Source organism: Cohnella xylanilytica (assembly GCF_014212175.1).
Lineage (GTDB): Bacteria > Bacillota > Bacilli > Paenibacillales > Paenibacillaceae > Cohnella > Cohnella xylanilytica.
In genome coordinates this window covers 1-23,787 of the sequence record NZ_JACJVR010000052.1, presented here as the reverse complement: position 1 = coordinate 23,787, position 23,787 = coordinate 1, and the positions used below count along the sequence as shown (strand labels likewise).

At 58.0% G+C, this 23,787-nt stretch carries 23 protein-coding genes; all 23 read left to right on the top strand.

Translation table 11 applies throughout. The annotated features are described in order from the left end of the window. Positions 1–62 precede the first annotated feature (62 nt). On the top strand, positions 63–341 hold the full coding sequence (locus H7B90_RS13030) for a head-tail connector protein (protein ID WP_185136322.1): 279 nt from the start codon (positions 63–65) through the stop codon (positions 339–341). After that, a complete protein-coding gene (locus tag H7B90_RS13025) occupies positions 341–700 on the top strand; it encodes an HNH endonuclease (protein WP_185136321.1) in 360 nt (119 codons plus the stop codon). Before H7B90_RS13030 ends, H7B90_RS13025 begins: the two co-directional genes overlap by 1 nt. Before the next feature lie 88 nt (positions 701–788). After that, entirely contained in the window at positions 789–1,094 is a 306-nt protein-coding gene (locus tag H7B90_RS13020) for a hypothetical protein (RefSeq protein WP_260410999.1), read from the top strand. Continuing rightward, positions 1,091–2,731 (top strand): terminase large subunit, encoded by a 1,641-nt coding sequence (locus H7B90_RS13015; RefSeq protein WP_185136319.1) that lies wholly within the window; start codon positions 1,091–1,093, stop codon positions 2,729–2,731. The genes H7B90_RS13020 and H7B90_RS13015 overlap by 4 nt, the downstream gene beginning before the upstream one ends. 16 nt (positions 2,732–2,747) lie before the next feature. Further along, a complete protein-coding gene (locus H7B90_RS13010; protein ID WP_185136318.1) occupies positions 2,748–3,080 on the top strand; it encodes a phage head closure protein in 333 nt (110 codons plus the stop codon). A gap of 14 nt (positions 3,081–3,094) precedes the next feature. Next, positions 3,095–3,307 (top strand): hypothetical protein, encoded by a 213-nt coding sequence (locus tag H7B90_RS13005; RefSeq protein ID WP_185136317.1) that lies wholly within the window; start codon positions 3,095–3,097, stop codon positions 3,305–3,307. Next, positions 3,304–3,864 (top strand): hypothetical protein, encoded by a 561-nt coding sequence (locus H7B90_RS13000; protein WP_185136316.1) that lies wholly within the window; start codon positions 3,304–3,306, stop codon positions 3,862–3,864. Before H7B90_RS13005 ends, H7B90_RS13000 begins: the two co-directional genes overlap by 4 nt. Beyond that, on the top strand, positions 3,864–4,466 hold the full coding sequence (locus H7B90_RS12995) for an Ntn hydrolase family protein (protein ID WP_185136315.1): 603 nt from the start codon (positions 3,864–3,866) through the stop codon (positions 4,464–4,466). Before H7B90_RS13000 ends, H7B90_RS12995 begins: the two co-directional genes overlap by 1 nt. Before the next feature lie 122 nt (positions 4,467–4,588). Beyond that, positions 4,589–4,783: a helix-turn-helix domain-containing protein gene (locus tag H7B90_RS12990; protein ID WP_185136314.1), complete on the top strand. Its 195-nt coding sequence runs from the start codon at positions 4,589–4,591 to the stop codon at positions 4,781–4,783. Between the two features lie 9 nt (positions 4,784–4,792). Further along, a complete protein-coding gene (locus tag H7B90_RS12985; RefSeq protein ID WP_185136313.1) occupies positions 4,793–5,149 on the top strand; it encodes a DUF771 domain-containing protein in 357 nt (118 codons plus the stop codon). Positions 5,150–5,532: 383 nt separating this feature from the next. After that, positions 5,533–8,160: a LysM peptidoglycan-binding domain-containing protein gene (locus H7B90_RS32925; RefSeq protein ID WP_260410998.1), complete on the top strand. Its 2,628-nt coding sequence runs from the start codon at positions 5,533–5,535 to the stop codon at positions 8,158–8,160. Between the two features lie 64 nt (positions 8,161–8,224). After that, a complete protein-coding gene (locus tag H7B90_RS33400; RefSeq protein WP_185136312.1) occupies positions 8,225–8,929 on the top strand; it encodes a BofC C-terminal domain-containing protein in 705 nt (234 codons plus the stop codon). Positions 8,930–9,115: 186 nt separating this feature from the next. After that, entirely contained in the window at positions 9,116–10,051 is a 936-nt protein-coding gene (locus tag H7B90_RS12970; protein ID WP_185136311.1) for a copper amine oxidase N-terminal domain-containing protein, read from the top strand. A gap of 28 nt (positions 10,052–10,079) precedes the next feature. Next, on the top strand, positions 10,080–13,322 hold the full coding sequence (locus H7B90_RS12965) for a PKD domain-containing protein (protein ID WP_185136310.1): 3,243 nt from the start codon (positions 10,080–10,082) through the stop codon (positions 13,320–13,322). A 376-nt stretch (positions 13,323–13,698) separates the two neighbouring features. Further along, complete coding sequence (locus tag H7B90_RS12960) at positions 13,699–16,227, top strand: glycoside hydrolase family 78 protein (RefSeq protein ID WP_185136309.1); 2,529 nt, start codon at positions 13,699–13,701, stop codon at positions 16,225–16,227. A 135-nt stretch (positions 16,228–16,362) separates the two neighbouring features. Then, positions 16,363–16,866 (top strand): crossover junction endodeoxyribonuclease RuvC, encoded by a 504-nt coding sequence (ruvC, locus tag H7B90_RS12955; RefSeq protein ID WP_185136308.1) that lies wholly within the window; start codon positions 16,363–16,365, stop codon positions 16,864–16,866. Beyond that, positions 16,863–17,489 carry a Holliday junction branch migration protein RuvA gene (ruvA, locus tag H7B90_RS12950; RefSeq protein WP_185136307.1) on the top strand — a complete coding sequence of 209 codons (627 nt, stop codon included), beginning with the start codon at positions 16,863–16,865 and terminating at the stop codon, positions 17,487–17,489. The genes ruvC and ruvA overlap by 4 nt, the downstream gene beginning before the upstream one ends. Positions 17,490–17,524: 35 nt before the next feature. Beyond that, entirely contained in the window at positions 17,525–18,529 is a 1,005-nt protein-coding gene (ruvB, locus tag H7B90_RS12945; protein ID WP_185136306.1) for a Holliday junction branch migration DNA helicase RuvB, read from the top strand. Next, entirely contained in the window at positions 18,526–18,993 is a 468-nt protein-coding gene (locus tag H7B90_RS12940; RefSeq protein ID WP_185136305.1) for a thiol-disulfide oxidoreductase DCC family protein, read from the top strand. Before ruvB ends, H7B90_RS12940 begins: the two co-directional genes overlap by 4 nt. Next, positions 18,990–21,098, top strand: a complete 2,109-nt coding sequence (locus H7B90_RS12935) for a SpoIID/LytB domain-containing protein (protein WP_185136304.1) — start codon at positions 18,990–18,992, stop codon at positions 21,096–21,098. The genes H7B90_RS12940 and H7B90_RS12935 overlap by 4 nt, the downstream gene beginning before the upstream one ends. Next, positions 21,095–22,147 (top strand): tRNA preQ1(34) S-adenosylmethionine ribosyltransferase-isomerase QueA, encoded by a 1,053-nt coding sequence (gene queA / locus H7B90_RS12930; RefSeq protein ID WP_185136303.1) that lies wholly within the window; start codon positions 21,095–21,097, stop codon positions 22,145–22,147. Before H7B90_RS12935 ends, queA begins: the two co-directional genes overlap by 4 nt. A gap of 15 nt (positions 22,148–22,162) precedes the next feature. Then, positions 22,163–23,299, top strand: coding sequence for a tRNA guanosine(34) transglycosylase Tgt (tgt, locus tag H7B90_RS12925; protein ID WP_185136302.1), 1,137 nt, complete (start codon positions 22,163–22,165; stop codon positions 23,297–23,299). Between the two features lie 24 nt (positions 23,300–23,323). Then, positions 23,324–23,695, top strand: a complete 372-nt coding sequence (gene yajC, locus H7B90_RS12920; RefSeq protein ID WP_185136301.1) for a preprotein translocase subunit YajC — start codon at positions 23,324–23,326, stop codon at positions 23,693–23,695. The last annotated feature ends 92 nt before the right edge of the window (positions 23,696–23,787 follow it).

Below are 23,787 nucleotides of genomic sequence, written 5' to 3'. Positions count from 1 at the left end.
ATGCAAACAAGAAGGGGATCAGCGAAGACGCTGGTTCCCTTTTCACAAGGGAGTGAATTCAAATGCTGATTACTCTTAAAGAAGGTAGAGAAGCGCTTAGACTCGATGGAACAGACAACGATAACATCATTCAAGCGCTGATCGATTCGATTCCGTCCTATCTGGAAGTGAGCACGGGCAGATCGTGGGATACGGAGCCGGTGCATCCATTGGCGCAGACCATCGCGAAGTTTATCCTACAGCTCTGGTACTACGAGCAGGGACCGGATACCGAACGCTTAAAGCGCACGATTGACAGTCTTCTCGTGGGACTGACAGCAATCGGAAGGACGTTGGAATAATGGCGCAGGAATACGCCAAGGCGTTCTACCATAGCGCAGCGTGGATCAAGTGCCGGAACGCTTATATGGCGAGTAGGAACTACATCTGTGAGCGGTGCGGGGGATTGGCTGAGATATGCCATCACAAGACATACATCACGCCTCAGAACATCCATGATCCAAGTGTCACGCTAAGCTGGGACAACCTGGAGGCGGTCTGCCGAACTTGTCACCAGCACGAACACTTTGCAGAGGCTGAGGTATGCGCCGAGGGGCTGACATTCGACGCGAACGGCAACCTTGTACCGGTCCCCCCCGGTTTACGAACGAGCAGGCAGATTTCTGTGACCGGCGCGGCCCCTTTTGAAGCCCCTCTATGAGAAATCGTATTAAGGGTGGGTTAGTCACTATAAATAGTAAAGGAGTGATTCCATGAGATCGCAGAATGTCGCGGACGTTTCGGCGGAAATGAAGAAACTTAAAGCGAGCATGAAGGACATCCCCAAAGAACGTCAGGCTCTCGCGCAAAGTCTATACAACGAGCTCGTCTTCATGCAGAAGACCCTTTCAACGCTAAAGGAGCAGGTAGAGAAGGAAGGGCCGACGGCCATGTTCAAGCAAGGGGCGCAGGAGTTCCTTCGCGAGCATCCGGCGCTTAAGGCTTACAACACGACCGTCCAGCGGTTCAGTCTCCTCTCGAAGCAGCTCGCCGATCTTCTTCCGCCCGCAAATGCTGTACCTACCAAAGACCCGCTGCTTGAATTCATTAAATGAACTGGGTTCTTGCCTATTGGGAAGAGATCGAGGCGGGAAGGGCGACCGTCTCCAAGCGGGTGCAGAAGCAATATCAGCGACTGGTGGAAGAAATCAGAAACCCGGGCAAATACGTATTCGACGAGGCCAAGGCGAATAAGCCTATCGAGTTTATCGAGGCGTTCTGCAAGCACAGCAAGGGAGAATGGGCGGGGCAGCCTGTTCTCCTCGAAATGTTCCAGAAAGCCTATATTGCTGCTCTGTTCGGCTTCATTGACTCTGGTACAGGACTTCGACGCTACCGGGAGAGCCTGTTCTATGTGGCGCGGAAGAACGGGAAGTCAACCATGCTGGCCGGCATCGCGGCTTACATGATGGTCGCGGACGGAGAAGGCGGCGCGGAGGTCTACAGCACGGCTACAAAACGCGATCAAGCCCGGATCCTGTTCGATGAGACGCACAACATGATCAAGCAGAGCCCGGACCTCTCCAAGCACATCAAGAAGCGCAAGAGCGATCTATATTTCCCGCTCACCATGAGCAAGTTCCAGCCGCTAGGGAAGAACAGCAACACTCTGGACGGCCTGAACGCCCACTGCGTCATTATGGACGAGCTCCACGGCGTGACAGACCGGAACCTGTACGAAGTCATGAAACAGAGCCAGAGCGCCCGCAGACAGCCGCTCCTCATTATGATTACCACGGCCGGTACGGTCAGGGAGTGCATCTTCGATGATATGTACGCCTACGCCGTCAACGTGGTAGATGGGAAGTTCCAGGACGACAGCTTCCTTCCGATCCTGTACGAGCTGGACGAGCGCGAGGAATGGACAGACACAGCGATGTGGGAGAAGGCGAATCCCGGTCTCGGCACGATCAAGAAGCGGGATGACCTTTCCCGGAAAGTCGAGAAAGCCAAGAACAGCCCGAACGACATTAGCGGCGTTCTAACCAAGGACTTCAACGTCAGGGACACGATCGCCAGCGCATGGCTCACGTTCGACGACATCAATAACGAGGATACTTTCGACATCTCTAGATTCAAGAACTGCTATGCGATCGGCGGCGCCGACCTGTCTATCACGACTGACTTAACCGCGGCCACGCTCTTGATGATGGACAAGGAGACGCAACAGAGATTTGTTCACCAGATGTACTGGCTGCCGCGTGCAAGCTTCGAGAAGCGTGTTCAGATGGATAAGATTCCGTACGATAAGTGGCTCCAGAAAGGGCTTTTACGGCTCTGTAACGGCAACAGCATCAATTATGCGGACGTGACAGCATGGTTCCTTGAAATGGTCAACGAGCACGGCATCACGCCTCTGTGGGTCTATTATGACAGCTACAGCGCGAAGTATTGGGTCGAGGAGATGGAGCAGCACGGATTTAAGATGGAACGATGCATCCAGGGGGCGAAGACATTAAGCTTGCCGATGCAGATGATGGGCGCCGACCTTCAGGCGAAGCGAATCAATTACAACAACAACCCGATCCTGAAATGGTGCCTGACGAACACCGGCATCCAGACCGACCGCAACGGGAACATCGTTCCAGTCAAGAACCAGGCGGCGAAAATGCGAATCGATGGCATGGCCTCCATGTTGGACGCCTATGTTGGCCTGTTCGAGCACTATGAAGAGTTCGTAAGAGCCTTGTAGGGAAGGAGGTAAGAGGGTGGCCCCATCACAACAGAAACGAGATAAAAAAATCTCAATCCTCGGGAAAATCCAAAAAGTGGACCCCGAGGGAATTCCAGTTGAGTCCTGGGAGCCCATAACTGGCGGTGAAAACATATGGGCTTATTACCGACAAGCGTCGGCGAAAGAATTCTACGAAGCGGCAGCGACGAATTACAGAGTGGATGCAATCTTCCATGTAAATTGGAGAGATGATGTTGATTCATCCATGATGATTCGCTTCCGAGGGGAAGATTACAACATTTCAAGAATCGACGATTTTGAAGGATACAAACGCGAACTGAAAATCCATGCTTATAAACTTAACTAAAGGGGACGATGGGTATGAAATTTAATGAACTCGATACCAAGCTTCAAGAGGTTGTAAATAGGTTCAATACGGAGATGAAATTCAATCTCGATACGTTCGAGCAAAGCCACGATGGGGATCAACTGACGAAGCGCGACATGGAAGAAATCAGCAGACAGGTGTTCTATGCCCTTAATGATTTCCGCCGGGCGATTGTTGAATTCGTTAAATCGGAGGGAAGAGCATGAATCTCTGGCACTGTTATTCGAGAGGCGTCGCAGCCGGCGGCGGTGTTGTAACGACGATCCAGGACGGCAACAGTTACATCGTTGACGGGAACGGTTCCGTAAAGCAGGGGAACAACTTGATTACTGGTGGCTTAATCCTGGGCGGATCGAAGGTTAGAGGGATGGCAACTGGTGGCGGTGGTGCGGTGATGACAACAAGCGACGGCGCGACTGTTACGCTGCCGAACCATGAACACGACGTCTACAGCCATGCGCACTTTATCGACCATGAACACACCCTCAACCTGCCGCCCCATGTTCACCCGCTGGAATATGGCATCTATGAAGGACCGACGCCGACGGCCGTCACGCTGAAGGTAGACGGAAACACAGTCCCAGGCGTAGGAACAAGCGAAAGTGACCTTGACCTGATACCGTACTTGGCCAAGGACGCTGAAGGGAAGATCCAGCGCGGCCAATGGCACGAAATCGAAATTACACCGAACTCGCTCGGCCGGATCGTCGCAAACGTAGCCGTTCAACTGTTCGTGACCAGCCGTGGGGGAGGTAATTACTAATGACCCTGGCAGCCGTATTCGCAACGAAGGAGTTTGCGGTAGCCGTAGCCGATCGGCGACGCACACAGCTCGAGTCCGGCGTTCAGCTGGACGACGTTCGGAAGATTCACCAGATTAACAGCAAAGTCGTCTGTACGTTTGCGGGGATATACATTCCAGTTGGAGCGGGTATGTTCCGGGGATCAGCCGAGCAGCTGATAAAGGAATGTAGCTACCTCATCGACGTCAACTCTCCTGTGGAAGAAGTCGCAACCATGTTCAGCAGGATAATTAAAGGCAGGCTATCCGCAGGGGTACCGAAGGATACGATGGATGTGACGTTCCACTTCGCCGGCATGGATCGCTTCGGACGCTTCGCCATAGCCCGTGTGAGCCGCTTCGAGGACTTCGAGCCAGTTACGGTACAGACCAATGACCGCGGCCTTATATGGAGCCTGAGCAGGGCTGAGCATGACCCGACAGGATGGCTTGAAGCCCGTATAGCGTCATTGCCTGACATGACCCCTGAGAGCGTCCAGGAGCTCGCCCTGCAGCTTGTAGAGCATACGGCAACCCATGATCGGTATGTATCCGAGAAGTTCGACATGCTGACAATACAGTGATTTCGCTAGAGCCCCAACTTCGGGGCTTTTTTATTTTACAAATAAAGACAAAATTCATCGAAGGAAAAGTATGATCAGCCATCGAACAATGTCTCAAAACATAAGAGGAACGGTGATGATTAATGAGGATTAGCGATCTTCCAGAAATTCTGACGGTCAAACAAATTGCAGAGCATATTGGATGGCATCCGAACACTGTCTACTTAAGATGTAAAAGCGGCGAACTAAGGAGCTTCAAAAGCGGAAATTCAAGACGTATTCGCAAGTCTGCCTACATTGAGTGGATGGCGAAGTTAGAACGTCAAGAGAGAGTTTGAGGGTTCACCATGCAGCGGATAAAAGCTGAAGTGGTAATTCAAATTCCCGAAGAATATGTCCTAATCAGCCGGGTAGAACTGGAGCAGTTGAAGAGCAATGAGCTAAGCGGCGTCTACTGGTCGATGAAGGATTTGGAAAGGCGAATTAGTCGAAAAAGTGAATGGATCAAAGAAAACATACTCTATCCGCCCCGATTCCGAAAAATCCTTGATGTTGCACATGGAGGCTTCGTTTATTACCCCCGGTCCAAAGGGCAGAGTTGGAGCTTCCATGCTCAGAAGATGGCCGATTTTTTGAATAACCGATTTTATGATATATGGACTGGAGGAATTAATTATGAGACGTCGAGCACGAACGCGAATTAAAATTGTTGCTCACTTCATGCAGATCAACGGGAAACTGGTGGAGATCGACCCGATCCAAGCGGGTATTCCAGACCGATGCAAGCTGGTGTTAGCCGAAGTAATTACAGGAAATAAGTGTCGACTAGTGAGTAAGTCTGAAGCTCCTTTACAACCATGAATTCTTGTTGCAAAATTGTCGCAAAAAGTTGTTGTAAAACCATGTTAAAGGCACTAAAAGTAAGAGATAGGATAGAAAGTCGAATCCGAGAATCCTTGATATTATGCGATTACTTTCAAGCCAAGAAGCCCATAGGCACGTGTACCGTACCTCCTGCATAGGATGTAATGATTGTGCGGGGGGCATTCGCCCGCACGCGATCCAACAGAGACCAGGAGGGAACGGCTTGAAGATCCATGTGGTGAAAAAAGGGGATTCGTTGTACGCCATCGCGCAGAAGCACAACGTCTCCCTGGAGGAATTGCTTCAGGCGAATCCGGATATCGCCAATCCGGACGTTATCGACGTGGGGATGAAGATCAAGATTCCGAAGCCCGCAGCTCCCGCGTCGCCCGCCCAGCCCGCCGCCCCCGCCCAGCCCGAATACGAGATCATGCATCAGCACAAGGTTCAGCAAGGCGATACGCTGTGGAAGCTGTCCAAGGCTTGGGGGATCCCTCTGGAGACGATGATCAAGGCCAATCCCCAGCTGAAAAATCCGAACGTTCTGTTGACGGGCGAGATCGTGAACATTCCGAAGATCCCGTCCGGCGGCGTCGATGCGCCTGCGTCCGGCGGCATGGATCCGGCCCCGGGGGACCCGCACGGGCCTATGGGGCATGGCCATGGCGGCTGGTGGCCGCCGCAAGGGAAGGCGAACACGGCCGTGATGCCGGGAGCCGGCAATGTCTCCCCGGGAGCGGGGAACGTGTCGCCGGGAGTCGGCAACGTATCGCCGGGAGCGGGGAACGTGTCGCCGGGAGCCGGCAACGTATCGCCGGAAGCGGGCAATGCGTCGCCCGGAACCGGCAGCGTGTCTCCGGAAGCGGGGAATACGCCGCCTGGGGCCGGCAGCGTGTCCCCGGAAGCGGGGAACGTCTCTCCGGAAGCGGTCGAAATCCCCGGTACCGGATGGAAGCCCGGCACCGGCGTGAAGCCGGGAACGGGGGTTAAGCCCGGAACCGGCACGAAGCCGGGCGCCGAGATCGTCCCGATGCCTTTGCCTCAGCCTTTACCCCAGCCTATGCCCATGCCCGCGCCCGAAGCTCCGGCCCTTCCCGAAGCGAACGCGCCCGCCCCTCTTCCCGCGCTGCCCGTTTACCCGCAGGTCAAAATCGAGTACCAGCATATCGATCTGTTCAAGCAGCACCCGATTCCGGCCGTCGAGGTCGTCTCCCCCGTCGCCGAGGAGCCTTATCCGGCGCCGCATGGCTACGGCAAGCACGACCACGGCTATGACGTCGGGAATGCCGCTCCGATCGGGTTCGCCCCAGGGCCCGCGTACGGCCAAGGTTACGGGCATGACGGATATGGAGCGTACGGTTACGGGCATGAACATGGACATAAGCACGAGCCGGAGTACGGGCTAGGCGCGGAATATGACCATGGCTACGGCAAGCCTTACGGAGACGGATACGGACACGGATATGGGCACGGATACGGTCAATCGTATGGCCATGAGCAAGACTACGGATATGGTCAGCCGTATGGGCACGAGCATGGATTCGGGTACGGTCAACAACCGTACGCCCAGGAAGCCTTCGGAGGCTACGGGCCAGGCCATGAACACGCGCTCCCTGCCGCGAACGAGGCTCCCTCGCTGGGCGAAGAATACGACTACGGCAAAAAGGAACATGCCCACGAGAAACACGGCTTCGAATCCGGCTACGGAGCCGAACCGATCCAAGGACTCGAAGGGCTTCCGTACCCGGTATTCCCGACCGAAGAGATGGCTAAAGCCTACGCAACCTCCTATGGGGGCGGCTGGACCGGAATTCAGCACTTCAGCGGCGAATATCCGGGTACGGGGTACAGCGGATATTTTCCGGGAAATGTCGCGCCTCTCGTCTCCCCGGCGTCCGCTGCTCAACCGACGGCCATCTCTCCCGCCAACGCATGGCCTCAACCCGGCTGCAGTCCTTGCTCGGGAGCTCCCGTATGGCCGGAATCGGCCGTGTCGCCGGCGGCGACGGGACCGATCGGAGCGGGCGGGTATCCGGGTCTCGGGTATCCGGAGCCGGGCTTAGGAGGCGCCTTCTACGGAGTTCCTCATGGGCCGACGGCGGTGTCGCCGGCGTCGATCGCCCCGTTCGGAACGTCGTACGGGAACGTCTCGCCGACGGCGGTGTCGCCGGCATCGGTCGCTCCGTTCGGAACGTCGTACGGGAACGTCTCGCCGACGGCGGTATCGCCGGCATCGGTCGCTCCGTTCGGAACGTCGTACGGGAACGTCTCGCCGACGGCAGTGTCGCCGGCGTCGGTCGCCCCGTTCGGAACGTCGTACGGGAACGTCTCGCCGACGGCGGTATCGCCGGCATCGATCGCTCCGTTCGGAACGTCGTACGGCGTCTCGCCGACGGCGGTATCGCCCGCCGCTTTTCATCCGACGGCCATATCTCCCTTCGGCGAGCTGCCGACGGGCAAGTCGAAGCTTGAAGCGGCGAACGTCGCCAATCTGGCGCCGACGAGCGTAGCGGGAGCGGCGACCGGCTTGCCGGGAGCGAATGTCGGGTACCCGGGTTTGTATCCGTCGTATTCGTCTTATCCGATGCATCCATTGTACGCGCCGTATCCGGAAGCCGTGTCTGATTTTCCTGCGATCCCCCCGATGCCGCCGATGCCGGGACTAAGGCCGAACGAAGAGGACGGCAAGGAGGAGGAAGCCAGTCCGGTGAACAGAGACGCGGAAGCGGCTTCCGTCAAGAAGGAGCCCGCTCCCAAAAAGTCGGCGGCCAAGGCCAAGATCAAATCGAAGTCCCCGGCCAAGTCCTCCAAGCCGAGGCGCAAGCAGAGCCTTCCTTGGGTGAAGTGGTAACAAGTTGCGCATAACGCCGGAATCCCCGGGCAACAATAGGAAAAAAGCAGAGAAGGGGATTCCGGTGTTCGGTTTACGCATAAAAGATCTCAAGAAGCGTCTCAAGCGCAATCGCCGCCCCGTCTGGTCTTTGGGAATGTGGATCGCCGCGATCGTCGGGTCCGCCGTCTTGGGGACGTTCATCTCCTCCTTTTACGTGAATCACGTGTTCGATTCCGCCCCGCGGAGGGGCGATTCTTTGCCGGTCTGGTCGGACAACCTTCCGGTGACTTACGATCCGGACCATTCGCAGAGGGGCGAGACGCTGACGGCGTTGTCCCGGTGGGAAGGCGAAGTCGAGGTCGTTCTCCATCGCGTGTACCTGTGCGGTTCGGAGACGAGACAGCTGGGCCGCCATACGACCGAGGAGACGATGAATCTGCTCAAGGCCCATCGCGAATGGAGCGCCTCCTTCGACCCGATCGGACGGGTCGTGCTGCAGGAGTCGGTGGACGACCTCTCCCCGCAGTGCAGCAAGTCCGCTTATATCTCCGTGGACCGGGTCGGCAACCTGTCGCTGTTCGACGGGCCCCCGAAGAAGGAGAAGATCATTCGCACCTTCTTCCAGCTCGACGTCAAGTCGCTGGAGAGCAGCCTGTCGAAGGAGAAGCTGAAGGAGCTGGCGGACGGGATCCGGGTGAGCGACAAGGACGAGTTCAACAGCGTTCTCTCCTCGTTCAGCGATTTCGCGCTGCTCAGCGCGAAGGACGTCATCAAGCCGACGGAATAGCTTGGGACCAGGACCCCCTTTTTTTCGACAATGGGGTTGACGGATTTTGGAAAATGACCCTATAATAAATTATCCCAAAAACCGGATAATGGACATCAAGCTGGGAAGCACCCGCAGACGAATGGAACGGCGTCGCGCGTGCTTCTTTTTTATGCCCTCAATCGATAAGCCAAGGAGAGATCTGTGATGAGAAAAAAAGGGTTTTTGCTTGCCGCGGTGCTGGCTTCGATGATTGCCGCTCCGGCTTCGTCCTACGCTGCGGACAAAATCGTAATCGCGCAAGACAAGTTGAACCTGTCGCTAGAGGTTCTCGTGAACGCGCGCCGCGTGGCGTTCCCGGATATGAAGCCTATCCGGAAGGACAGCCGGATTCTGGTGCCGCTTCGGTTCGTCTCGGACAAGCTGGGGGGCAAGCTGTCTCTCAAGGGGAACGACATCACGATCGTCAAAGGGGACCGTACGGTGAAACTGACGATCGGGGCGAAGGTCGCGGTGACGAACGACGAGATCGTTAATCTGGACGTAGCGGCGAACGCGATCAACGGCCGGACGATGGTTCCGCTTCGCTTCATCTCGGAAGCGCTGGGCGAAGCGGTCGAGTGGGATGTCGTCAATCAATATGTTTGGATCGGGAGCAAGGACGTGCCTCACGTCAGCGAAGTGGTGAAGGCAGAGGACGTGAAAAAGTACGAGAAGTATTATGTTGGTGATGCGAAAGAGACTTTGCTGACGGCGATTGATTGGACACCCATTACAAAGGTTATGGTCGTGAAGCCGAATGATTTTCCTGTAGAAATTGGTGGGAAAATCTACTATCGACTTAATAAAGCTTACGATACGAAAGGCAATGAGTTTATTCGAATGACCAGTAATGAGACTTTTGATATTGGAAGGGACCTTTTCCTTCTTCGTAGCGGAAAAACGACGTATAAGAGGGAAGCTGCTGCAAAACTTCAAGAAAAACAAAAAAATATTAGCGTACAGTATCAACCAGTTGTTGACGATCGAGATTTTTATCTTTACCACGATAAAAAATACCTGGACCTGAAACTAAGCGACGTCGATTACATCGCTATGTACACAAAAGAAAAGTTCTCTACCCTATTTAAGGCAGACTTTTAAAAATTGCGAATAGGTAGGAGCGACGTAAATGAAGCGGAAATTAATACGAGGGATGAAGAGCTGGTTGTTCATGTTCGTGATTTTGGCTCTTCTCATCCCTGACTTGTCTGTTAGTCCTAAGCAAGCATCAGCTCTCAGTTTTAGCAACAGTTCCATAACGCCCTATAAAGACCCTACGAAGGCTCCAACAAAGAGATTCACAGTCGGTTTTATGAGCTATGAAACGTGGCCAAAGGATAATGGAACCTATACAAACGGAGCACCAGGATCTACACAGGATGATATGTATTTCGAATATACGTATTCTTTCAGAGACCGAGTGGTCAACAAGGTAACGGTACGTACGGCAGACGAGGAACCCCAAATCGGGGAATATTTCGATGGTTCACGGACAGTTAAACCAGGTGAATCCGATTACGCTTTTTACTCAACAAAGCTTGCCAAGGCTATAAAAATCAACTCCTCCTCGAGTACCGGAAATAATACTAACAGCATCACGGTAAAAGTAAGGGTAACGGGGGAATTAGAGGAAAACAAAGCCATAAGAACTGAAGGGACGGGAACAAAAAAACAAGGATTTCGTTGGTATTATCCGATTGTCTTCGAATTCGATCTCGCCGGAAAGCAGACCGTCAAGCCATTTACTCGAGACGGGGTGCCTCTCGGAGACGTGGTAACAAAGCATATGAAAGTTGGGACGCCGTACCCGGCATCGATTCCGACCATTCCCGGATACGAATACGTCGGTTACCGTGAAACGATTGACCAGGCAGAAGGCCCCCTCTATGTCACCAATGATCCGGCAACTAAACCAGCACCAAAACCGGAAGCGAAGAACTACGATGGCTCCTTCGACGAGAAGAATATAAGCCTTTACTACGATCCTATCGTCACAGCCGGAACGATTCACGTCCGCCATATGGTTCGGACGTCGCCAACCGCTCCTTTCAATGAGGCGTCGTCGGAAGATATCAGCGTGAGGAAGATCCCGGATAAACGAACCGTATCGCCTAAATCCGGATTGGGAACCGTAATCGGCTCTAACCTTGTCTATTCGGGTGGATTCTCAAACGCCATCGATTACTCCAAGAAGTCTCAGGTACCGGACCTTAAAACGCCGTCGCCTAAAGAAGCGTGGGTATCGATATTCTACGAGAACAACCAACCGCCCCAGCCGGACCCGAGCAGCCTTACCGGTGACTTCGATATTTGGCCGGGGCCGGTCATTAAGAACGGCGATCCGTTTACGCTTCATCCGAAAAATTTCGAATTGAAGTCGTGTACCTACATTTCGCACCGCTTCATGATCGAGCGTGACGGACAGCACCACTTAGAACCAAACGTGAACGGCATGAGTACCGACAGCGTATACCAAGGAAACAAATACCCGCCGCTGATTCAGTACGACTCCATACACATGATTAGCATGAAAATCTTCACCAGTTGCGGAGAAACCGAATGGATTGGCCCGAAGAGTCTAGAGCTTAAGGGTGATCCGCCCGGCCCGTCCGGACCGGTCGCGGTTATTAAAGGGCCGGTGAAAGTCAAGGCTGGTCAACCGTTGCCTTTCCCGTTCGATGGGTCTGATTCGTTCGACTGGGAAGGCAAGCGCATCGTTCAATACACGTGGGACCAGAAGCTTGTGACCAAGAGTCCGACCTATTCGCCAACGTATGATACGCCGGGTACCTACACGGTCAGGCTCAACGTTAAGAACGATTGGGACGTTCTCTCGGAAACGGCCGAACACACGGTCGAAGTCGTGGGCAATGATCCCCCGGTCGCTCTGCTCTCCGTTCCTCCGGAGGGAACACGGCTTAGCCCGGTAGTGATTCAAAGCATGGCGTACAGCACGGACGGGGACAAGATTGTGTCCCACAAGTTCCAGATGAAGTACGACGCCAAGAACAACGGTTTCGAAGACGATGCTTGGCAGACATTGCAGGAAGGCGCGTCGGACAGCTACACGCTTCAAAAGCCGGCTCGCGTCGGCAAGTATCTGTTCCGGGAGGAAGCGTGCGAGATCGGGAACATTTGCGCGGATACGGACGATCAAGCCGAGAACGAGCGGACGCTCGTCATTCATAACCTGGAGCCGATGGCCGACGTCAAAACGTCGTCGCCGGTGAATGAGCCGGACACGCGAACCCCGCTGCTTATGAGCAATCTTTACAACAACGGAACGGTCGTCTCGCTCGACACGGGAGCGACGGGCGATAAATCCGGATGGATTCTCCAAGGCGGCGAGCTTCGGACGAAATCGTATAAATTGGATTTCGGCATGTTTAATACGAACGTCGGCGCGCCTGACAAGTATTTCGGCGAAGACTACGTGAACCGCACTCTGTTCGCGGGTATGCAAAACGCCCCGACCTATCGTTTGGTAGGCGCATATGACAAGAACACAATCTTTTTCGCGGACGAGAAGTATGTATATTCCGTCGCGCGGGGAGCAACCGATACGGATGCCGTCCTTGTCGCTTACGACAAATCGATGAATGTTCGTTGGCAGAAATCTTTTTCGATGACGAATTTGCACACCGTCTACGCCTTGACTAACACGGAGTTGATGACCTCGGCCATGGTCAAGGACGGGCGAATCTACCTGATGGTCCGTTCTACGCAGTCGCCGACATTGCCGTCCGGCAAGGCGGAACCTTTCACCTTTGTCTTCGACCGCGAGAATGGCGCTATGGTGGCCGGTCCGCTGAATATCGGGTCTCGGATGCCTGCGGCCGTGAATACGCCGTGGATCATGCAGAACAATCTCTACGCGGACAGCAAAGGCATCATTCACATGCAGAACGGCAGCCGCTCCACTCAGACGCAACGGGACTACCAATGCGGGACGGGCCTTTGCCGAGCCTCCTATGACTTCGGGTCGAACGAATCTTATTATGGCGGGGTCATGCAGGGCGATACCAATGAGATTTTGCCCCGTTATATCTCGCAGAAAGGAACCTCCGTCTACTTTACCGGATCCGAAACTTATGTTCGTGACCCTATTCTTTTCGATCCGAACCAGGTACAAATCGGAATGCTCGAGTATCCGTACAACAGGGGAACCGGTTTTAACAAGGCGTCTATTCAGTTTCGGTTGATCGGGGTGGACGATGCGGGGAACTTCTATTCCTCGTTCCACAATAAATCGGATAAAGTGGCTATCGCCATCCATGACAAGACCGGAAAACTAATAAAGACGTATGAGGTTCCGGATGCATTAGTGCTTAGCGAACCGGTTTATTACTCGGGCACAACGGATATCTCCTAACTATGAACGCTATTTGAACCCGCGTAACCTTTACACGGTCGATGGCAAGGGAAACATTTGGACGGCACATATGAATAAAGCCTTTGTGCTAAAGCCGACGGGCCAGGTTGCATCGGTCTATGACTTTACGAATAAGTCGTCCACCACCCAAAAGGTTGCCGCTATTTATGTCGGTTCCGACGGTCTGATTAACTACTTTTCGTTTTACAGGGACGATCTGACGATTGGCGCGAAGACCGGCAAAATGGAAACCGTCGTGATCGATCCGAACACGTATAGCGTCGTTCGGACATCGACTTCGGATCCGCTGATTTTGGATCCAGGCGCCACGTCTATCGGTTATGTGGACGCGAACTATACAGGAACCATGTGGCCGATGAACATCATTCCGATTGGTGACCAAGCTTTCCTGATGCAAGGGTTCACCAAGGGAACGCAGGCGACGAACAAGTCGAACGTCTACTTGATCCAGGCGTCTGGAGCGCTCACTTACCCGAAAGCCTACGACATTGGAACACCGTCCAAGGACGTATGGCTTGGGACGAGCGTGGACGGTGCGCTTGCCTTCCAGGGAGACCTGACTCCTTCGATCTCTTCTCCGGAATCGGCGGCGAAAGCGGCGGCCGGGTACGTCTACCGAGCGCAGGACAAATCGAATTACTACAGCGCGGAATTCGAGGGCGGGCAGCTGCGAGTCAAAAAGACCGTGAACGGGGCGGTGACGACGGTGTTCGCGAAGCCGTTCACGCTTGTTCCGGGCCAGATGTACACGGTCCGGTTCGTTCCGGAAGAAGGCGGGTTCGGGGTTTACGTGAACCGGCTCAGGCAAGCGACAATTGCCGAAACAACCTGGACAAGCGGTCGCTACGGAGTTATTAGCCGGGGACAGCCTGGCGTCGCGTTCGCAAACGCGTTAACCGAAGCCGTGGGCAAGAAGATCGGGAATATCTCGGGCGTCGTCCTGGTTGATGAGCCGATTACCTACGATGTTATCATGAACGATCCAGAGAACGATCCGCGCGTGCCGGAAGTCGAAGGCTGGACGTATAACCATGACCCGAATGTCTTCTTGCAATCGCTCGGGACATGGGGCGAGAACGGCAAGCTCGTGAAGTCGCCCGTGACCGTGTTCCACCTGCCCGGCGAGTACACGTTCAAGTTCCGGACGAAGGACGATCCCAATCCGGATTATCGGTATCCGAGCATGGTATTCGATGAGTACCGAAAGGATTCGAACGAAGTGACCGGGAAGATCCGCGTTCACCGCCGGCCGGTGGCCGTGCCTGGCGTGACGGTCGGAGCGGATCAGAAGCTGACGTACACGGACGAATCTTACGATCCGGACCGTTATATCCCTTCGACCGGCCAGTATTCGACGGAGAATACCGGCATCGACTACGCGGCCACGCGCGGCGTCATCGAGCGCCGCTGGCGCTATCGGGCGTTCGATTCGTCCGTCTATACGGACGGCCAGCCGCAGCGATTGGTAAGCGGAAAGTATGTCATCGAGCTGGACGTGACCGATGAATACGGCGCGCATAGCGGCTGGGTGGCCGTGAACGTGGAGGTTAAAGGGGTTACCGCGCTGCCTCCGAAAGCCGGCTTTACGGCGATTCCGGGAATTACGTATCGCGGCGTGCCGGTGACGATCGACTCGACGGCGAGCGATCCGCAGGATGGCGGCCGCGAGAACCTGGAACATGCCTACTACATTCGGAATGTATCGACGGGCGGCGCGGAATCGCTGCAGAGCGACGTCCGCACATCCTGGGACAAGCTGTTCAGCAGCCTTGGCGTGTTCAACATTCGCCAGCTCGTCACGAACAGCTACGGACTGACCGACGAAGCGAACAACACCGTGACCATCGTCAACCGCAAGCCGGTCGCTCAGGTTACGGTCCCGGCCAGCGCAGACTCAGCGAATCCGACGCCATACGAGACGCTGCGGCCGACATTCGAGTGGACCTACCGGGATGCCGATGAAGATAAGCAAAAACAATGGCAGCTGCGGATCTATAAGTACGGCGGAACGACGCCGGCAGCGGACACCGGCGTTCGCGGCGGCGCGGATCTCGCTTGGACGCCGACGGCCGACCTTGCGGACCAGACGAAATATTACATCCAGGTCCGCGTGTTCGACGGCTACGACTGGAGCGACTGGAGCGCCAACAAATATTTTCTCATCAGCACGAACAAGCCTCCGACCGGAGACTTCGCTTGGCTTCCGGGCTTGGTCTTTGAAGGAGATACGGTAACGCTCAAACCGACGGTTGACGATCCGGACCGGGACCGGCTAAGCGTGTCCTTCAAGGTGACTTCACCATCGGGCGCTGTCTCGAATTACAGTTACAACTGGGACTACCCGTACCCGACGACAGGTCCGGTCATCAAGATGGAAGAGCCGGGCTCCTGGCCGGTCGTCATGACCGTCAGCGACGGGAAGGCGCCGGCGGTAACCGTCTCGAAGTCCGTGCGGGTCCGGCCGCTCGGGATCTCGGGTCAAGTTCTGCATACGGACGCTTGGGAGGAGAACCGGCTGCGCTATAACGAGAAGCATCCGGGAGCCGAGCGCCCGCCGAACTGGTTCTGGGCCGGGGAAGCGTTCGTCCTGGAAGCGCTCGTGACGGACACGGGCGAATCGGCGACGAAGGCCGTGCAGGTGGTCGCCGACGCGGGAGGCGGCCTGCGGAAGAAGCTGTCTGCGGCGAATCCGCCCGCGGTCAGCGAATGGACGGGAACGCTCGACAGCGAAGCGGCGGGCCGGGAGCTCGTCACGCTGCCGGAGGGGGATTATACGTTCGCCTTCACGGTCGTATATAGCAACGGCGTCGTGAAAACCGCCGCGGCGACGATCCGCATCCAGGAGACGGTCGACCATTACGTGCAGGTGCATCGGATTCAATAGAGTCGTAGAGCGCGAGAGATCCGCCGGCCCGGGCCGAGCGGGTCTCTTTGTTCGTCTCTTTGTTCTCATTCAGGCGAACATTTGCTATAATCTACTCTGTACGCGAATGAGAAGAAGAGAGCGGGGAACTAGGGCATGCGCGTTCTGGGCATCGACCCCGGCATCGCCATTATGGGTTTCGGGTTCGTCGACAAGATCGGCCACCGGATCGCTCCCGTTCAATATGGCAGCATCCAGACGGAGGCGAATACGCCGACCGAGACGAGACTGGTTCAAATCTACGAAGCTTCCTGCGAGCTTCTGGATCGATACAAGCCGCAGACGATCGCGGTAGAGAAGCTGTTCTTCAACAAGAACGTCACGAACGCGTTCAGCGTCGGGCAAGCGAGGGGCGTGCTGCTTCTGGCGGCGGCCCAGAGAGGCATCCCGGTCGGCGAGTACACGCCGATGCAGGTGAAGCAGGCGGTCGTCGGCTACGGCGGCGCCGAGAAGAGACAGGTGCAGGAGATGGTCAAGCGGCTGCTCAAGCTGTCCGCCGTCCCGAAGCCGGACGACGTGGCGGACGCGCTCGCCGTGGCGATCTGCCATGCCCATTCGATTGTCCTGAACGATAGAATGAACGGAGTGACGCCATCTTGATCGATTTCCTGAGAGGCCGCGTGGTCCATATCGAGACGGAATACGTCGTGCTGGACGTGCGGGACGTCGGTTACCGGGTGTTCACGCCGAATCCGTACGCCTTGGCGCGAAGCGAAGAGGCCGTCGTGCTGTACATACACCATCACGTGCGCGAAGACGCGATCCAGCTGTTCGGCTTCCCGACGAGAGAGGAACAGGCGATGTTCCGGCGGCTGCTCGACGTCTCCGGGATCGGCCCGAAGGTCGCGCTCGGCGCGCTGGCGGGCGGAAGGCCGGAAGTGATCGCGACGGCGATCCAGTCCGAGAACTTGAGCTTCCTGACGAAGCTGCCCGGCATCGGCAAGAAGACGGCGCAGCGCATGATTCTGGACCTCAAGGACAAGCTCGGAGCCGTCGACGAACGTTGGGCGGCGGCGACGTCGGTGCAGATCGCCATGGACGCCGGACCGGCCTCCGAGGCAGGCGGCTCCAACTGGGCGGCGGCGCGCGAAGCGCTCTCCGGCCTCGGCTACCGCGATTCCGAGCTCGACAAGGCTTGGAACGCGATGAAGGGACAAGTGACCGGCGAGGAGTCGCCGGACGTGCTGATGAAGCGGGCGCTTCAGCAGCTTTTCCAAGGATAGGCATAGGGTAGGCAGCGGGAGAGGGGGACTCGAAGTTGGACGAGAGGATCGTCACCGCCCATTTGATGATGGAGGACCAGGCGGCGGAGTTCAGCCTGCGTCCCCGATACCTGGCGGAATATATCGGCCAGTCGCAAGCGAAGGACAATCTGAAGATCTACATCGAAGCCGCGAAGCTGCGGAACGAAGCGCTCGACCACGTGCTGCTGTACGGCCCTCCGGGTCTGGGCAAGACGACGCTGTCCAACATTATCGCCAACGAGCTCGGCGTCCAGATCCGGACGACGAGCGGTCCCGCCATCGAGCGGCCGGGCGATCTGGCGGCGATTCTGTCGAACCTGCAGGAGAACGACGTGCTGTTCATCGACGAGATTCACCGTCTCCATCGGACCGTCGAGGAGGTGCTGTATCCGGCGATGGAGGACTATGCGCTGGACTTCATCATCGGCAAGGGACCAAGCGCCCGTTCGGTGCGGCTCGACCTGCCGAAGTTCACGCTGATCGGGGCGACGACGCGCGCCGGGCTTCTGTCCGCGCCGCTTCGGGACCGCTTCGGCGTCGTCAGCCGGCTCGAGTACTACACGGAGGAAGAGCTCGCCTACATCGTCTCGCGGACGTCCGACTTGCTCGGCGTCGGCATTATCGGAGACGCCTCGAGGGAGATCGCGCGGCGTTCGCGCGGCACGCCCCGGATCGCCAACCGGCTGCTCAAGCGGGTGCGGGATTACGCGCAGGTGCGAGGGGACGGCATCATTACCGAGGATCTGGCGCATGAAGCGCTCGAGAGAATCCAGGTCGATCCGATGGGGCTCGACGCGATCGACCACAAGATGCTGCTGGCGATGATCACGAATTACAAGGGCGGTCCCGTCGGCGTCGACACGATCGCGGCGTCCATCGGGGAAGAGAGCCAGACGATCGAGGACGTGTACGAGCCGTACCTGCTTCAGATCGGGTTCCTGCAGCGGACGCCCCGGGGACGCACCGTGACCGCGGCGGCGTACCGCCATCTCGGGCTTCCCGTGCCGGAGAAGCCGTGAAGGGCGGACTCGCGAGGCGCGAAGGCCATGAGCGGACGCTGACCGTCGTCTACGACGGCGAGTGCAATCTTTGTCTCGCGACCGTTGCCAAATTGCAACAAATCGACACCGACGCGACGTTAAAATGGGTAACGCTCCAATCCCTGCTGTCCGGCGAGACGCCCGCGTGGCCGGCGATCGCCGCCGTGCCGCCGTCCAAGCTGGCCGCCCAGATGCACGTGACCGACGACGAAGGCCGGCTGTACGGCGGTTCGGACGCCGTCCTGCGGCTGCTGCGCGAGGTTCCGTCGCTCCGGCGGCTCGCCGTCCTGGGCGAGCTCCCGGGATTAAGGGGATTGAGCCGATTGCTGTATCGGTTCGTCGCCCGCTACCGCTACCGGTTGTTCGGGAAGAACGAATCCTGCGCGGACGGCGTCTGCAGCCTGCCGCGCACCAAACCATCAGCCGGAGGATCTAAACGATGATCAATCGAAAGGGCTTATCGCTCGGCAGAACGGCCGTGCTCGGCTCGCTGCTGGCGGCCGTCGCCTTGGGCACGACCGGCGCGTCCGCTTGGGCGGTAAGCGTCCCGGACCAAATCCGAGTCGCTTTGTTCGTGGATTTGGGCTCGAAGTATCAATCCTTGACCCCCGCCGTGACGCTTAACGCCGCAGGAGGCATGAAGCTGAGCTGGAACGGGATCGCGCTCGCGTCCGTGCAAGGCGGACAATCCGCGCGCTTCGCCGTGGACGGCTACCGCGCGAAGCTGCTCGAGACGGAGGATCTGGGGTCGGCCGTCTCCGTACTGAAGAAGGTTCAGGCGTCTTCGAACGCCGCTTTTATCACGCTGCTTAACAAGAACGACAAGCCGGTCTACCAGGTGACCGAGGGCAATTACGCTTCGGCGGCCGCGGCTTCGGCCGCGTTGGCCAAGTGGACCGGCGCCGGCGCGACGGTCGGCGCCCAATCGCTGTCGGCCGCGTCCGTGGCGGGACCGTGGGCGGTCGAGGCCGGGCCTTACGCGAGCGAAGCCGAAGCGTCCGCCGCCGTCTCGCGGTTCGGCGCGGCGGGGCTCGACGCGTTCGTCGCCCGCAAAGCGTCGGCTGCCGGCGCCGGCTACTACGTCCGGATCGGACAAGCTTCCGATCCGTCGGCTCTTGCGGCGCTGCAGGAAGCGGCTTCGGCCTCCGGACAAGCGGTCCGGATCCCGGCCGCGGGAGAGGCGTACGTCGTCGTGCGTAACGACGTGACGCTGAACGGGGCGACGGGACAAGCCGTGCCGTTGTACGCGCTGCCCCAGTCGGGGGGAGCCGCGCTGAAGGCGGCCCCGGTCGGGGACAAAGGCATTCAAGCGTTGGAGAGAAGCAAGAGAACCTATCGCGGCAGCATGGAGATCAGCGTTCTGAACAACAATCTGGCGCTCGTGAACGAGCTTCCGCTGGAACAGTATCTCTATTCGGTCGTCGGTTCGGAGATATTCCAGGGCTGGCCGGCGGAAGCGCAGAAGGCGCAGGCGGTGGCGGCCCGTTCGTACGCCCTGTCCCAGGGCGTCGGCTTCCAGATCGCCAACGTGGTCGACACGACGCTCAGCCAGACGTATACCGGGATGGGCGGCGAGAACGCGCAAGCGGTCGCGGCCGTCGAGGCGACCGAGGGCGAAGTGCTGACGTCCGGCGGCAAGGCCATCACCGCCGTGTTCTCCGCGAACGCCGGAGGGATCACGGCGGACAACCTGTCCGAGATCTGGCGCAACGACACGCCTTATCTGGCCAGCGCGGCGCAGAGCCCGGACGAGGGGCCGCAGGAAGGCAAGCTGGACTGGTACAAGGTCGCCCTGTCCGGCGGCCAAGTCGGGTACATACGGAGCGATCTGCTGGAGGACAGCGGAACGAAGAACGCCGCCGGCATCCCGCTCTACCGGACGACCGAAGCTGACGTCGCGGTTCGTCCCGGCCCGCAGATCGTCGCGACCGTCGAGCCGATCGCGAGGCTGAACGCGGGGGCCTCCGTCGTCGTGCTGGATAAGGTGCCGGAGTATACGAATTACAGCTGGGTGGAAGGACCGTTCACGGCCGACCAGCTGCTGAACTCGCTGAACAAGCGGGCGAAGACGAAGCTGACGTCGCTTCAGACGCTCGAAGTGTCCAAGAGAGGGCCTTCCGGCCGGGCGATGGAGCTGAAGGCCGACGGAACGGTTATCGACGTCGGCGTTCCGGATAACCTGAGAGGCGCGCTCGGCGGCATCAAGAGCACGTTGTTCGAGATCGAAGAGACCGGGCGGTATACGGTGATCGGGGCGAACGGCGAGAAGAAGGAATTCCCTTCGGGCGGCTCGTCTCTCAGCATCGCGGGAGCGGACGGCGCGTCCGTCCCGGCGGGCAGCGGCAATCTGTTCGTGCTCGGGGCCAAGGGAGAGCTGCGGGCGGCGACGACGTCGCCGGGGTTCATCATCAGCGGCAAGGGCTTCGGCCACGGGCTCGGCATGTCGCAGTGGGGAGCCAAAGGCCTGGCGGAGCAAGGGTATGACTACCAATCGATTCTGCAATACTACTATAAGAACGTGAAGATCGAGAAGGATGGCGGCAAATGAACGTAAGCGACTTCGACTTCGAATTGCCCGAGCGGCTGATCGCCCAGACGCCGCTCGCGGACCGCACCTCTTCCCGCCTGCTCGTGCTGCATAAGGAGACCGGGGAGACGGAGCATCGGACTTTTACCGATCTGAGAAACTACTTGCGGCCGGGAGACACTCTGGTGCTGAACGACACCAGGGTGCTCCCCGCCCGTCTTTACGGCGTCAAATCCGATACGGGCGCCAAAGTCGAGCTTCTGCTGCTGAAGCGGGTGGAAGGCGACGTCTGGGAAGCGCTCGTCCGGCCGGGCAAGAAGATTCGCAAAGGCGCCGTCCTGCATTTCGGAGAAACGGCCGAGGGCTCCGTGAAACCTCTTCTTACCGGCATCGTAGAAGAAGAAGGGGACATGGGCGCGCGGCATATCCGGTTCGAATACGAAGGCATCTTCAACGAGCTGCTGGAACGGCTCGGGCAGATGCCTCTTCCGCCGTATATCAAGGAGAGGCTGGAGGACCGCGAACGGTATCAGACGGTCTACTCGAAGCACGAAGGCTCGGCGGCGGCGCCGACGGCGGGGCTGCACTTCACCGAAGAGTTCCTGGAGGAGCTAAGCCGCTCGGGCGTCCGGCTGTGCCGGATTACGCTGCACGTCGGCCTCGGGACGTTCCGTCCGGTGTCGGTCGAGGACGTCAGCGAGCACGAGATGCACTCCGAATGGTACTCGGTGAGCGAGGAGAGCGCGGCCATGCTGAACCGAGCCCGCGAAGAAGGCGGACGAATCGTGGCGGTCGGAACGACGTCGGCCCGCACGCTGGAGACGGTCGGGCAGCGGTACGAAGGCTCGAAGATCGAGGCTTGCAGCGGGTGGACCGATATTTTCATCTATCCGGGTTATCGCTTCCGGCTCGTCGACGCGCTTCTCACCAACTTCCACTTGCCCCGGTCCACGCTCGTCATGCTCGTCAGCGCGCTGGCGGGCAGGGACAACGTGCTTCGGGCGTATCGGGAAGCCGTCGAACGGGAATACCGGTTCTTCAGCTTCGGCGACGCGATGTTCATAACCTAGGAGGCCAGCCACGACATGTCAGCCATACGCTACGAACTGATCAAGACGTGCGCCCAGACCGGAGCCCGGCTCGGACGCGTCCATACTCCCCACGGAACGATCGACACGCCGACCTTCATGCCGGTCGGCACGCAAGCGTCGGTCAAGGGGATGAGCCCGGAAGAGCTGAAGAGCTTGAACGCGCAGATCATCCTCAGCAATACGTACCACCTGTTCCTCCGTCCCGGGCACGAGCTCGTCCGGGAGGCCGGCGGCCTGCATAAGTTCATGAACTGGGACCGGGCCATTCTGACCGACAGCGGCGGCTTCCAGGTGTTCTCGCTGGCCGAGATGCGCAAGATCCGGGAGGAGGGCGTCGAGTTCCGTTCCCACTTGAACGGTGACAAGCTGTTCCTCTCGCCCGAGGTCGCCACCGAGGTTCAGAACGCGCTCGGCTCGGACATCATGATGGCGTTCGACGAATGCCCGCCTTACCCGGCGGAGTACGAGTACGTCAAGCAATCGACGGAGAGAACGACCCGCTGGGCGGAGCGCTGCCTGAAGGCGCACGCTCGTCCGCACGACCAGGGACTGTTCGCCATCGTGCAGGGGGGCATGCACAAGGACCTGCGCCGGCAGAGCGCGCTGGATTTGACTTCCCTGGATTTTCCGGGGTATGCTATGGGTGGACTGAGCGTGGGCGAGCCTAAGCATCTCATGTACGAGATGCTGGAGGAGACGGTGCCCCTGCTCCCGAGCGGGAAGCCCAGGTACCTGATGGGCGTCGGTTCGCCGGACGCCCTCATCGAAGGCAGCATCCGCGGCATCGACATGTTCGATTGCGTGCTGCCGACGCGGATCGCGCGCAACGGTACGGCCATGACGAGCCAGGGCCGCCTGGTGGTCAAGAACGCCAAGTACACGAGCGACTTCGGCCCGCTCGACCCGGAATGCTCCTGCTACGCGTGCCGCAACTATTCCCGAGCCTACATACGCCATCTGATCCGGGCGGACGAGATGTTCGGCCTTCGTCTGACGTCGATCCATAACCTGCATTTCCTGGTCCATCTGATGGAACAGGTGCGGGAAGCGATTCGGGAAGACCGGCTGCGCGATTTCCGGGACGAGTTCTTCGAGAAATACGGCATGGCTCATAACGAGAGCGGCTTCTAAAACAAGGAAAGGAGGAGACATGGAATGTTAATGCAAAGTTCTAGCGGCGGCGGCAACATCTGGATGACGCTGCTTCCGTTCGTGCTGATGTTCGTCATTTTCTACTTCTTGCTGATCCGCCCGCAACAACGCAAATCGAAGGAACGCAATTCGATGCTTCGGGCTCTCAAGAAGGGAGACAAGGTCACGACGATCGGCGGCCTGCACGGCACCATCGCGGAGATTACCGACGATACGATCGTGCTGAAGGTGAACGACGTGACGAAGCTGACGTTCGATCGCTCGGCGATCAACAACGTGACGGCTCGTTCCGAAGCCAAGGCCGAGAAGGCCGACAAAGCCGAGAAGGCGGAGAAATCGGACAAGGCCGAGGCCAAAGCCGAGAGCGAGGCGTAAGCCGAACCGCGCGGCGACGATAGAAGCCCTTCCTGCAGCGAACCATCGCTCGGGGAGGGCTTTTTTTCTATGGCGTGCCCAGAGGCACGCAT

Excerpts from the sequence above, each read along its gene's own strand:
- H7B90_RS13005 (WP_185136317.1), top strand. The coding sequence starts at position 3,095 with ATGAAATTTAATGAACTCGATACCAAGCTTCAAGAGGTTGTAAATAGG.
- yajC (WP_185136301.1), top strand. The coding sequence starts at position 23,324 with ATGTTAATGCAAAGTTCTAGCGGCGGCGGCAACATCTGGATGACGCTG.
- H7B90_RS12990 (WP_185136314.1), top strand. The coding sequence starts at position 4,589 with ATGAGGATTAGCGATCTTCCAGAAATTCTGACGGTCAAACAAATTGCA.
- H7B90_RS12965 (WP_185136310.1), top strand. The coding sequence starts at position 10,080 with ATGAAGCGGAAATTAATACGAGGGATGAAGAGCTGGTTGTTCATGTTC.
- H7B90_RS13025 (WP_185136321.1), top strand. The coding sequence starts at position 341 with ATGGCGCAGGAATACGCCAAGGCGTTCTACCATAGCGCAGCGTGGATC.
- tgt (WP_185136302.1), top strand. The coding sequence starts at position 22,163 with ATGTCAGCCATACGCTACGAACTGATCAAGACGTGCGCCCAGACCGGA.
- H7B90_RS13020 (WP_260410999.1), top strand. The coding sequence starts at position 789 with ATGAAGAAACTTAAAGCGAGCATGAAGGACATCCCCAAAGAACGTCAG.
- queA (WP_185136303.1), top strand. The coding sequence starts at position 21,095 with ATGAACGTAAGCGACTTCGACTTCGAATTGCCCGAGCGGCTGATCGCC.
- ruvC (WP_185136308.1), top strand. The coding sequence starts at position 16,363 with ATGCGCGTTCTGGGCATCGACCCCGGCATCGCCATTATGGGTTTCGGG.
- H7B90_RS12970 (WP_185136311.1), top strand. The coding sequence starts at position 9,116 with ATGAGAAAAAAAGGGTTTTTGCTTGCCGCGGTGCTGGCTTCGATGATT.
- H7B90_RS12995 (WP_185136315.1), top strand. The coding sequence starts at position 3,864 with ATGACCCTGGCAGCCGTATTCGCAACGAAGGAGTTTGCGGTAGCCGTA.
- H7B90_RS12985 (WP_185136313.1), top strand. The coding sequence starts at position 4,793 with ATGCAGCGGATAAAAGCTGAAGTGGTAATTCAAATTCCCGAAGAATAT.
- H7B90_RS12960 (WP_185136309.1), top strand. The coding sequence starts at position 13,699 with ATGAACATCATTCCGATTGGTGACCAAGCTTTCCTGATGCAAGGGTTC.
- H7B90_RS12935 (WP_185136304.1), top strand. The coding sequence starts at position 18,990 with ATGATCAATCGAAAGGGCTTATCGCTCGGCAGAACGGCCGTGCTCGGC.
- H7B90_RS13030 (WP_185136322.1), top strand. The coding sequence starts at position 63 with ATGCTGATTACTCTTAAAGAAGGTAGAGAAGCGCTTAGACTCGATGGA.
- H7B90_RS13015 (WP_185136319.1), top strand. The coding sequence starts at position 1,091 with ATGAACTGGGTTCTTGCCTATTGGGAAGAGATCGAGGCGGGAAGGGCG.
- H7B90_RS13000 (WP_185136316.1), top strand. The coding sequence starts at position 3,304 with ATGAATCTCTGGCACTGTTATTCGAGAGGCGTCGCAGCCGGCGGCGGT.